This window comes from Bacteroidales bacterium (assembly GCA_035353855.1).
Lineage (GTDB): Bacteria > Bacteroidota > Bacteroidia > Bacteroidales > CG2-30-32-10 > DAOQAK01.
Genome location: DAOQAK010000047.1, coordinates 19932 through 32507, shown reverse-complemented (window position 1 = coordinate 32507; position 12576 = coordinate 19932). Strand labels below are relative to the sequence as shown.

10 protein-coding genes are annotated in these 12576 nt (G+C 32.8%); 8 read left to right on the top strand and 2 right to left on the bottom strand.

Annotated elements, in window-relative coordinates:
- Positions 1–300: 300 nt before the first annotated feature.
- From PKK00_11855 to PKK00_11820, 8 genes are all read left to right on the top strand, one after another.
- Entirely contained in the window at positions 301–1860 is a 1560-nt protein-coding gene (locus PKK00_11855) for a PAS domain S-box protein (protein HNW99095.1), read from the top strand.
- Between the two features lie 6 nt (positions 1861–1866).
- Entirely contained in the window at positions 1867–2412 is a 546-nt protein-coding gene (locus tag PKK00_11850; GenBank protein ID HNW99094.1) for a YbhB/YbcL family Raf kinase inhibitor-like protein, read from the top strand.
- Positions 2413–2520: 108 nt separating this feature from the next.
- The gene (locus PKK00_11845; GenBank protein HNW99093.1) at positions 2521–4008 is read left to right on the top strand and encodes a hypothetical protein; all 1488 of its coding nucleotides are present in this window, start codon (positions 2521–2523) and stop codon (positions 4006–4008) included.
- Positions 4005–5921, top strand: a complete 1917-nt coding sequence (locus PKK00_11840) for a LysM peptidoglycan-binding domain-containing protein (protein HNW99092.1) — start codon at positions 4005–4007, stop codon at positions 5919–5921. The genes PKK00_11845 and PKK00_11840 overlap by 4 nt, the downstream gene beginning before the upstream one ends.
- 4 nt (positions 5922–5925) lie before the next feature.
- Complete coding sequence (locus tag PKK00_11835; GenBank protein ID HNW99091.1) at positions 5926–7404, top strand: MBOAT family O-acyltransferase; 1479 nt, start codon at positions 5926–5928, stop codon at positions 7402–7404.
- A gap of 4 nt (positions 7405–7408) precedes the next feature.
- Positions 7409–9031 (top strand): AMP-binding protein, encoded by a 1623-nt coding sequence (locus PKK00_11830; GenBank protein HNW99090.1) that lies wholly within the window; start codon positions 7409–7411, stop codon positions 9029–9031.
- A gap of 177 nt (positions 9032–9208) precedes the next feature.
- Positions 9209–9448 (top strand): acyl carrier protein, encoded by a 240-nt coding sequence (locus PKK00_11825; GenBank protein ID HNW99089.1) that lies wholly within the window; start codon positions 9209–9211, stop codon positions 9446–9448.
- A gap of 94 nt (positions 9449–9542) precedes the next feature.
- Positions 9543–11063: a HAMP domain-containing sensor histidine kinase gene (locus PKK00_11820; protein ID HNW99088.1), complete on the top strand. Its 1521-nt coding sequence runs from the start codon at positions 9543–9545 to the stop codon at positions 11061–11063.
- A gap of 5 nt (positions 11064–11068) precedes the next feature.
- Here PKK00_11820 and PKK00_11815 read toward each other — a convergent pair whose 3' ends face one another.
- Entirely contained in the window at positions 11069–11434 is a 366-nt protein-coding gene (locus PKK00_11815; GenBank protein ID HNW99087.1) for a YraN family protein, read from the bottom strand.
- Between the two features lie 213 nt (positions 11435–11647).
- Positions 11648–12550 (bottom strand): LD-carboxypeptidase, encoded by a 903-nt coding sequence (locus tag PKK00_11810; GenBank protein HNW99086.1) that lies wholly within the window; start codon positions 12548–12550, stop codon positions 11648–11650.
- Positions 12551–12576 lie beyond the last annotated feature (26 nt).

Genomic DNA, 12576 nt, shown 5'->3' with positions numbered 1-12576 from the left:
CGAGATAAAGTTGGTAGAGCATCCCGACATGTAATGTCGGGAAGGTCGCCGGTTCCCCTCCAAAAGGCGAGGCAAGAAGTCCGGTGAGAGGCTCAGAATTTTAAAAATCTTATTTGTTAATTTTCCTCAAAAATTAAATTTTCCAATCAAAAACTGTCTTTTTTCTTATTTTAAAAGAAAAAAATATTCTATTTGTGATATGTAATTTATACATTAGGCTACTATCGGGCTTATCATGTTGATATGGCTCTGTTTTATAATATATTTGTAAAAGAAAGCCATGCATAATTTTCGGTTGATATGAAACTCCAAAATAATAGCAAGATTACTAAAGATGATAGATTATTATTTCTTGAAAAAGAAAATCGTGAATTAAAAGATGCATTGAATGAAGCTCATTTAAAATATAAAGCTCTTTCTGAAACAGCACAGGATTATATCTTTATTGTAAATAACAAAGGCGAAGTTGAATTTGTTAATTCTTATGCTGCAAGTGTGATGAACAAGAAGCCCGAGCAATTAATAGGACTTTCTCTTAAGAATGTTTTCCAGCCGGATCTTCATAAAAGACAGATACTAAATATTAAAAAAGTTATCAAATCGGGAAAACCTATAACTATTGATACAAAATCCGTATTTGTAAATAAAAACTATTGGTTAAGTACAAGTCTTTTCCCTATATTTGATGATAACCGAACTGTAAAATCAGTTCTTGGAATATCAAGAGATATAACAAATTTAAAAAACTCCGAAGAAGCATTAAAACTAAGCGAAGAAAAATTATTGATGTTGATTGAACAAGCAGCAGATGGATTTTTTTTCGGTGATTCCAAAGGAAATTTTATTGGTGTAAATTCTAAATCGTGCGAAATCACCGGTTATTCAAGAAAAGAATTGCTTCGAATGAATATGAAGCAACTCTTTACTAAGAAAGAATTGTATAGTAAACCTTTAAGGTATGACCTGCTTGATAAAGGTGAAACCGTTATTACAGAACGTATTTTAATAAGAAAAGATAAAAGAGAAATTGTAATCGAAATGAATACCAAACGCATGTTCGACGGTACTTACCAATCCATCATGCGAAATATTTCTGAAAGAAAAAGAGCTGAAAGTATTCTTCTTAAATACCAGGAAGAGCTTCAGATTCTTGTAAAGAAAAGAACCCAGGAGCTTGAAAAAGCGTATTCAAAATTAAAAAAAGAAGTTGTTGAAAGATTAAAATCAGAAGATTTAATAAAAACTCAACTGGAGGAAAAAGAAATTCTTCTCAAAGAAATTCATCACAGGGTAAAAAATAATATGCAGGTTATAATCAGCTTGCTGAATTTACAAGCTGCTCAAATTAACGACTCGAAGATACTTGAATTATACAGGGAAAGCCAGACCCGAATAAAATCGATGGCGATGATTCATGAAAAATTATACCAGTCGAAAGACTTTACTCACATCGATTTTCCGGAATACTTAAGATCATTAACAGGTTATTTATCTCAGATTTACAGGGACAAATCCTGTTCTGTTGAAATACATACAAAAGTACAAAGCATACCTTTGGAGTACGATACTGTTATAACCCTTGGTCTTATTATTAATGAACTTGTTTCAAATTCCCTGAAATATGCTTTTATAGAAATGAAAAAAGGCAGGATAGAAGTATTGCTTAAAAAATCCAATAATGATAATCTTCTGCTATGTGTATCCGATAACGGAAACGGATTTCCCCATCATTTAAATTTTCGTAAAGCAAAAACGCTTGGATTGCAATTGGTATGTTCTCTTACGGAACAAATTGGCGGTAAAATTTCATTCGCTAATTCAGTTGGAACAAAATTTAGTATCTTGTTCCCTCAAAAATAATTCATCATGTTTCGAAAAATATTTTTCATACTGCTAATTGCAGTATTGGTCATTCTTGGATTTTCAGGAAATTTCCCTTTTAATTGTAAAACCAAAACGGATATTGATACATTAAAGGTAAAAAGCAGTTCGTTTCATCATAATGATTATATCCCTGCAAAATATACCTGCGATGCGGAAAATATTATGCCTTCTATTGAATGGAGTAAAGGTCCTGCCCAAACCCAGTCTTATACTGTTATTTGCGACGACCCGGATGCTCCTTCAAAGGTTTGGGTTCATTGGGTTTTATTTAATATTCCTCCCTCTGTTACAAAAATTGAAGGGAATATTTCTGAAAATATTACCGAAGGGCTCAATGATTTTGGCGATACTGGTTATTCAGGACCATGTCCGCCAAGTGGAATTCATCATTATCATTTTAAAGTGTATGCTTTGGATAGTATGCTATCATTAAGAAAAGGTGCATTACGCGATGATGTTGATGCTGCAATGAAAGATCATATACTTGCGAAAGGAGAAATTATTGGGCTTTATGAAAGAAAAAAATAAATCACTAAAATAGTTCACATTTCATTGTTGAATAAAAAGGAATGAATGATGCTGAGCATTTCCTTTTAATCTTATTTTTGCAATTCTGTAATTCCGGGGAGTTTAAGTTTGAAGAATAAATCATTAGAAATATTATTTACGATAGTTTTAATTGATGTACTACTATTAGTTGTATCATTCGTTCCACGTATGTTTTCTAATGAAAACGATATTAATATTCGGATTCTTGATTGGGATCAAATAACGGATTTTAAAGTATCCGAAAATTCTGAAACAGCTGAAAGCCTTATCAATTCATATATTGCAGACGATTCTGCTTTATCATTTCGTTTAAAAAGAATTAATTTATCAGGATTTGAACCCCGTAAAAATAATTTCCTTGAGAATCCCACAAATAAAAACATATATGCTCTTGATGATTTTTTTTCATCATTATCGGAGCAAAATAAAAACGAGATTATCCGTATACTTCACTATGGCGATTCACAACTCGAAGGCGATAGAATAACATGTTATTTACGAAATAGTTTCCAGGAAAAGTTCGGAGGCAGTGGTTTGGGCTTTGTTCCTTTTGATGATATTGCCGATAATGTAAACCTTGTCCGTTATTGTACTCCAAACTGGATACGATATACTGTTTTTCATAATCGTTATGGTTGCGGCTATTACGGTCTTTCGGGAAATGTGTATAAATTTTCTCATTATGCAGTTAAGAAAACATTGGATACACTGTCTGATAACACTTCGGATACTTCCGGGGTAAAATTAAATAAAGAAATATTTTATAATAGCGCAACAGTTGGTTTTACTATTAAGCCATATGTGTCATTCAGTAGTGTAAGACTCATGTATGGACGTGCATATGAAAATTGCGAAATGGCGATTTACAACCAGTATACCGGTGAAAAAATTTTAAGCGAAACACTTCCGGCTGTTGATGGATTCACAATACATGATTTAAAAATTCCTTCATCCGTTAAAAGTTTTAAAATGGAATTCAGCGGAAATGTAAGCCCTGATTTTTATGGATTGCTATTTGAAGGAACTAATGGGATACAAGTTGATAACTATGCTATTCGCGGACATTCAGGAGATGGATTATTAAAAATAAATACAGAATATCTTGCAAAGCAGTTAAAACAACTTAATGTGAAACTTATTATTTTTCAGTACGGAAACAATGTAGTGCCTTATGCAGGAACAGATGCAAAAAGAGAAGAGCTTTATAATATGTACACCAGTATTTTCAAACGGTTTAAAAGTGTTGCACCGGAAATTAGCATTCTCGTTGTCGGAGCGGGCGATATGTCTACTAAAATCAATGGTGAATATATTTCCTATCCTTATCTTTCGAAAGTAAGAGATTTGCAAAAAAAAGCTGCAATAGAGAGCGGATGCGCATTCTGGGATCTTTATGAAGTAATGGGTGGTGAAAATTCTGTATTGACATGGAAGAAAAAAAATCTTGCTTCCTGCGATGGACATTTTTCTAATAAAGGACAAAAAATTATTGGCAATGAATTATTCAATGCTTTACTTACTGAATATAATCAATATGTATTCAGACATAAGAATAAGAAAGGAATAAAAATTTGAAAAACAGGAAGAATTATATTTTATCATTTTTATGTATTGCTGTAATTTTTATTCTGTATGCATTTAACTTTTCGCCTGCAGGAATGTTTCATGATGCAACCTATAAGCCCGATTCCATTGCAAATCCTCAATACATCAAGCGACTTATTACTTACAGTAAAAAATATGATTTCATAAAATACAACCAGAATTATATTGAATGGAAAGATTATAGTTCGATAAAATATTTTTTAAATAACCTGAAAAAAACACCAAGAAGAAAACTTAGGGTATTGCATATTGGCGATTCACATGTTCAGGCAGATATTTTTACCGGATATATTCGCAATGAACTGCAATCAATTTTTGGTGATGGAGGTCGTGGCTTTGTTTTTCCATATGCTGCAGCAAGCACACATGCAGCATATGATTATAAAACTTCATGCAAAGGCAAATGGGAATATTCAAGAAATGTTCAGCCTTACCCAGCTTACGATATAGGAATTACCGGGGCAACAGTTTATACCGAAGATAGTTCTTCAAGTTTTAAAATTATTTTTAATAAAAATGCGTTAAAGAAGGAATTTAATTTATTGAAAATATATTGTAAAAGATCACCTGAAAGTTTCGACCTGAAACTGAAAACATCCAACGCTGAAACGCCTTTATATATTGACTGTAATTCATACAATGACAAATTATATATCGAAGTAAAATTACCGGAGGCCAGCGATACACTTGAATTTTTTGTAAATAAAACCGATACCATACAGAAATATTTTGAATGCTATGGATTGATGATTGAAACGAATGAAGAAAAAGGTATCCTGTATAATAGCGTTGGAATTAACAGCGCCGGGCTTAAAAGTGTTTTAAGAGAAAATCTATTGCTTTACCAGCTACAGGAATTAAAACCTGATCTTGTAATTTTTGATATGGGAACAAATGATTTTTATAAAGTAAAATTTCAAAGCGAAGAAATAGAAAATGATCTTTGTAAGATAATTGATATTATTCAGTGTGCAGCACCTAAAGCTTCAATAATCCTTTCTGATGTACAGGATATTTATTACAGGTATTGGAATGAAGCCAATTGCAAAACATATTCTAACCTGATGCGTGAAGTGGCTTTCCGGAAAGGTTGTGCTTTTTATGATTATTTTTATGTCAGTGGCGGGCAGTATTCTATGCTGAAATGGTTAAACAACAGGCTGGCCAGTTACGACAGGGTTCATTTGAATGCAGCCGGTTATTATTTACGTGGTGAACTTTTTTGTAATGCAATTTTGAATTCCTATTATCAATCGCTTACCCGCGATAGTATTAATCAATTTATTGCCCTGGAAGAATTTCCTGATACAGCGAAAACAAATATTCTTCTTGCAACAAGAAATATCCCGGAAGTGAAAGATACCGATGTAACAGCTAATACAATACAGGAAGCAACCAAAGTTTGGACAACACAAACATTTTATTATACCATCAAATCAGGTGATGCACTTGGTACAATTGCTAAAAAATATGGAGTAACAATTAAACAACTTCAATACTGGAATAAACTTACTTCAACAAATATTGCAGCAGGGAAAACTCTTGTAATATACAAGCAAGTGCTTACAAATAGTAATGATGCTTCAACCCAATATACAAAAGCTGCTGCACCAAAATATACACCACCGGTACAAAAAGCAGTTACTCCATCATCAGCCATAACCACTAATTCAAAAATAACTACATCGGCACCCAAAACCACAACACCAAAGACTACTACAACAACTACAACAAAAAGTACAGTCAAATATACGGTTGTGAAAGGTGATAATTTATTTAATATAGCCAAAAAGTATAGTACAACAGTTGCGCAAATTAAAAAACTAAATAGTTTAACAAGTGATGCTTTAAAGCTTGGACAAGTGCTGATAATAAAGAAATAAATTTATGACTGACTTTTTAAATGCATTAACATATAATCCAAATCATCCGCTGTTATTCAATTCCGTTTTATTTTTTCTTTTGTTTTCTTTCCTTTATGGGATATATGTTTTGGTGATCAATAAAGTAAAAACCAGGAATATTATTTTACTTATTTTTAGTTTGTATTTTTATTATAAAATCAGCGGAATTGCAGTAATCATACTGTTTTGCATTGCTACCTCTGATTATTTTATTGGCAAAGGTATTTTTAAAATTAAAAAGAAACCAGGAAAAACGATTCTTCTTTTTCTTTCGATAATAATAAATCTTGGAAGTTTATTTTATTTTAAATACACCAATTTCTTTTTAAAACTTTGGGATAGTATGCAAGGTGGAAATGACCCGCTGGTATATAATATTATCATGCCTATTGGAATATCATTTTTTGTTTTTAAATCGCTTTCATATATTTTTGATATATATCGCGGAGATATTGAACAGCCGGAAAAAAAATATTTCAATTATGTGTTGTATGTTGCATTTTTCCCGAATATTCTTGCCGGACCTATTTCACGTGCATCGGATTTACTTCCGCAGTTCAAAGAAAAAATTTCTTTATCTGAAACAAATATTGGAATGGGATTTTTCCTGATCATGTGCGGTGCATTCAAGAAAATTTTTATTGCCGATTTTCTTGCCGGAAATTTTGTTGACCGTGTTTTCGATGCGCCTGATTATTTTTCAGGCTTCGAAAGCCTTATGGCTGGCTATGGTTATATGATTCAGTTGTATTTCGATTTTTCGGGATATACTGATATTGTTATAGGCATTGCTTGTCTTCTTGGATTTTCTATTATGCCGAATTTCAATAAACCTTTTTCTTCAGTTAACGTCACCGACTTCTGGAGGCGTTGGCATATGACCCTTTCATCGTGGTTACGCGATTATTTATTTACCCCATTAACACTTGGTTTGCGCAATTGGAAAACGTTTGGAATAATCTTGTCGTTAATAATAACTTTTGTTTTGTGTGGTTTCTGGCATGGTGCAAATCTTACATTTATTATTTGGGGCGGACTTCATGCGCTTGCAATGGTATGGGATGTTATTACAAATAAATCGAGAAGTAAAATACGAAAGAAGACAAATAAAAATATTTATAAGTTCATCAGCATTTTTATAACATTTCATTTTTTGTGTTTCTCGTTTATAATTTTCCGAGCAGCCGATGTTGCAACTGCAATGAAAATATATTCTAAAATATTTACCAGTTTAGATTTTAGTTTATTTACACAATGGGTGAATTTATATTTATATCCTTTCTTGATTTTGATTTTCGGACTCGTATTGCATTATACGCCTATGAAATGGAATGTATCATTACAAAATAGTTTTACAAAGCTGCATTGGATATTGAAAGCAGCGGTTGTTGTTTTTGCTTTTATATTGATTTACCAGGTGTTTTCATCACAATCGCAACCATTTATTTATTTAGAGTTTTAATAAGATGTTTGAAATAAAAAATAATCAATTCAACATTGGATATAATTGCACAACACGTCAATGCCTTGAAGGACGCGGAAATAAAACAGCCATGATTTGGATAGATGCAAATCTTGAAAGAAAAGAATTTACTTTTTCTGATTTGGATAGAGAAAGCAATTTATTTGCAAATGCATTGAAAAAATTGGGTTTTCAGAAAGGTGATATTTGCTTTACTTTTCTTCCTAAATGCCAGGAACAATTTTTTTCTTTTTTTGGAATATTAAAAATGCAAATGATTGCCGGAACATTATTTTCAAATTTCGGAGAAGAGTCATTACTAGATAGGTTGGGCGATTCAAGGGCAAAAGGTATCATTACAAAAAAAAGTTTGTACAAAAAAATTCTTAAAATAAAAGATAAACTTCCTGAACTTCGTTATATCATTTTAACAGATGTTGAAGAACATTTATCGGAAAATGTTTTAAGCTATTCTTCCTTAATAAAAGCTTCATCAGAAAATTTTGAAACACCTGTAACCACTGCTGAAACATATTCGGTATTACATTACACTTCAGGTTCAACAGGAAAGCCAAAAGGTGTGTTGCATCATCATAAAAGTATTTTGTTGCAAAGCTACACTGCCGAGAATATTTTACAATTGAATGAAAATGAAATATACTGGTGTACTGCTGATCAGGGTTGGGTTACTGGAACGTCTTATGGAATCATTGGCCCGTGGAGTTTGGGTGTTACACAAATTCATTTTGGTGGAGGCTATAGTGCCGAAACATGGATGTCGTTAATCGAGAAAGAAAAAATTTCAATCTGGTACACCGCGCCAACTGCCTTACGAATGCTGATGCGAGAAGACAAATCCGTTTTCAGAAAAAATAATTTATCAAAGCTAAAACATATATTTAGTATTGGTGAACCGTTAAATCCTGAAATAATTTTTTGGTCGCGCGATATTTTTGGAAAAGATATTTATGATACCTGGTTTCAGACAGAAACCGGAAGTATTATGATAACCAATAAACCCGGAATACCAGTAAAACCGGGTTCGATGGGAAAACCAAACGGACGCATTGAAGCTGCAATAATTTCGGATGAAGGGAAAATTTTGGAAAATAAAAAAACAGGAAACCTTTGCGTAAAAGTCGGATGGGATTCGATGATGCAAACTTATCTGAATAATGAAGAGGTTTATAAAAAGAAATTTAAAAATGGTTTTTATTATTCCGGTGATTTGGCATACCGCGATGATGATGGCTATTACTGGTTTGTAGGACGTAATGATGATGTGATAAATACAGCGGGACATTTAATAAGTCCGTTTGAAATTGAAAGTGCTTTACTCGAAATCCCTGAAATAGCCGAATCTGGAACGATTGGCGCACCTGATGAAATTTTATTTGAAAAAGTTGTAGCATACATTCGTTTAAAAGACCAGTATAAATGGGATGATGATTTGGAAATGAAAATACGATTGCATCTTGCCAATAAACTTTCATCTATTGCAACACCACAGGAAATAATAGTAATAAAAGAAATCCCGAAAAATAAAAGCGGTAAAATTATGCGTCGTGTTCTGAAAGCCTGGTATAAAGGCGAAGACCCGGGAGATGTTTCAACTTTAGATGAGTAAAATTATGTATTGTCATTTGTCCGCAAAGGCGGAAGTCATTGATAATAATTGATTGAAATAAAAATTGTAATATTGTATTTAAATAATTTTTACGAAAGACATTATCTAAATAGAGGTATATGGTATAAAGGTAAAAGGATATACAACAAACCAACAACGATAAACAACAAACAAACTATGGATACTTTCGAACAACTGAACAGCGTATTTTGTCGCGTATTCGATGATAACGATATAAAAATTACTAAAGAAACCACTGCCAATGATGTTGATGGCTGGGATTCGTTATCGCATGTTAACCTTGTGGTTGCTATAGAAAAACATTTCAAGATTAAATTCAAATCATCCGAAATAATGAAATGGAAGAACGTGGGACAAATGTACGATTCCATTGTTGAAAAACTTTCAGCAAAATAGCTAACTTGTCTCTGAAGTAATTCCGCAATCTACTATCGATAAGATTTTCAGCATTACAAATAATATTTATATATTAGAAGCGTTGTAATTCAGTATGACAAAAAAAAGTTTTAATATTTATCACCGTAAACAATACTGGAAATGGTTCCTGTTGGCTTTTGCATTTGCTATAGTGGGCGCATCGCTTTGGTATACTAATGTTCTTGTAAAAAAAATTGCAAAAGATGAGCGCGAAAAGGCACAAACATGGGCTGATGCAGTTCAGAAAAAAGCATCTCTTGTAAGATATACCGAAATATTTTTTGAAAAATTAAAAACAGAAGAACGTAAGCGTGTTGAGATTTGGGCCGAAGCTACAAAACGTTTAATAGAAGCAGATAATACGGAAGACCTTACTTTTTATTCCGAAATCATTTCAGGTAATACCAATATCCCGGTAATTCTTATTGATGATGAGGGAAGCATTACTGCTGCAAAAAATGTTGATTTTAATACCGATAGCGTCAAAACACTTACTGGTGATTTGAAAAAAGAATTTACCATTTATGATCCGATAATAGTTTCATATGGTTTGAAAAAAAGTTACCTGTATTATAAAGATTCAAAACTTTTCACCGAGTTGCGCCAGGTTCTTGATGATCTTATCAAATCATTTATTTCGGAGGTTGTGATTAATTCGGCATCGGTTCCGGTTATTATAACTGACAGCACAAAAAGTAAAATCATTGCATTCGGTAATCTCGATTCAACCAAAGTTGATGATAAGAATTATTTGAACAGCATGATCGAATCCATGCAACAGCAAAACAAACCTGTTGAAATTGAACTTTCGGGAATAGGAAAAAGTTTTATTTTTTATAAAGATTCATTTTTACTTACGCAGTTAAAATATTATCCATATATACAATTCCTGATTATCGGGTTATTTTTATTGGTAGCCTATTTCCTTTTCAGTACATCGCGAAAAGCGGAACAAAACCAGGTTTGGGTTGGGATGGCTAAGGAAACCGCGCATCAACTGGGAACGCCGCTATCCTCACTTATGGCATGGGTTGAAATTTTAAAATTAAAAAATGTAGATAAAGAAACGATTCGTGAACTGGAGAAAGATGCCTACCGTTTTAATACTATTACACAGCGTTTTTCAAATATTGGTTCACAGCCTAAGCTGGAGAAAACAAATATTGTAAAAGTAATTAACAATGCTGTTGATTACATGAAAGCGCGCACCTCGCAGAGAGTTCAATTTTCAGTGAATCTGCAAAAAGATTATGAATACATTATTCCGCTTAATGAACATCTTTTTGAATGGGTAATGGAGAACCTTTGTAAGAATGCGATTGATGCTATGGAAGGTGAAGGGAAAATAGATATCACAATAACCGTGGAAAGTGATTTTGTAAATATTGATATAGCCGATACAGGAAAAGGAATGGCAAAATCGAAATTCAAAACAGTGTTTAAGCCCGGATATACAAGCAAACAAAGGGGATGGGGACTGGGGCTTTCTCTTTCAAAAAGAATAATTGAAGAATATCACAAAGGAAAAATTTTTGTAAAAAATTCTGTGATTGATAAAGGAACAACTTTCAGGATTGCATTAAAGAGAGAATAAATTTTTTACATTGTGGCATAGAATGCGTCTTCAATGTGTGTAAGCTCTGTAACATCATTTCCCGACATTACAATTGATATTACATCAAAGCGAACTTCCTTGTCAATTTCTTTTTCCTGTATGTAAGCTTCGGCAGCACGGATAATAAGTTTTTGTTTTTTATGATTTACCGCTTCATGAGGTTCGCCATATTGCCATGTGCTACGGGTTTTAACTTCCACCACCACTAAAAAATTATCATGTTCGGCAATAATATCTAATTCATCTTTTGCAAAACGCCAGTTTACATCGAGGATTTTGAATCTCTTTCCTTCCAGGAATTCGCGAGCTACTTTTTCTCCTATTTTGCCAAGTTCATTATGCTGAGCCATGATAAATTTTTGATTGGGCTAAAGCCCGTTTTCTTGTTCTTTTTTTTCAACGCCATAAATGGCGTTGCTAATTATAACAATTGTAAATTTAAATAGCCTAAAGGATATTTTAAAACTTTAGCTAAATAATTCAGAATATTTTATAAAATAAAATGAGAATTTATAAATGGTAAGATTTATTTACAGATGACAGGTTTGGATTTATAAATGGTTTTAGAAAATAATTTTAGAACATTCATCTTTTACTTCCAATGAGATTTTTCTTCCTAAAATCAAGGCCCTGTTATCATCAATATGTCCGGCAGGAAAACCAATACATACAGGAAAATCGTATTCTTTCACGGCATCATGAATAATTTCATAAGCTGTTTTTCCGAAAGGAACCGTATTGTCTTTCATATCTGTCATACCACCAACAACAAGCCCTGCAAGGTTTTTCAATTTTCCGCTGCGTTTAAGTTGCAGCATCATACGGTCGATATGATAAAGATATTCATCAAGGTCTTCGATAAATAAGATTTTCCCTGAAGTATTGATATCACTAGGTGTTGCTGCAAGCGCATATAATAATGAAAGATTTCCGCCAACTAAAATTCCTTCCGCTTTTCCCGGTTTTGAAAGAGGTTGATGTGTTATGGAATAATTGATTTTTTCTCCGGTCAAAACTTTTTTTAATGAATCCAATGCTTCATTATCTGACCTGTCGGCAGGGAAATTCAGTGGCATTGTTGCATGTATAGTTTCAATATTATAATGCGTATGAATATGCGAATGTAAAACAGTGATGTCGCTATAACCTACTATCCATTTTGGTTTTTTAATAAAGGAATTAAAATTTATTTTATCAATTATACGAACAGTTCCATACCCTCCGCGTGCACAAACAATTGCTTTTATCTCAGGATTGTCGAGCATTTCCTGTATATCATTGAGGCGTTGTGCATCGCTTCCGGCATATTGATTTTCTTGTGCAAAAATATTTTTTGACAGCAAAACATTAAAATCCCATTCTAAAAATTTATCAATGGCAGGTTTTATTTCTTCAAGGGAAATTTTTCGGGCAGTTGCTATAATGCCAATATTATCACCGGGTTTAAGATATTCAGGAGTAATCATTTTTCATTATCTGTATTTACCTGTGT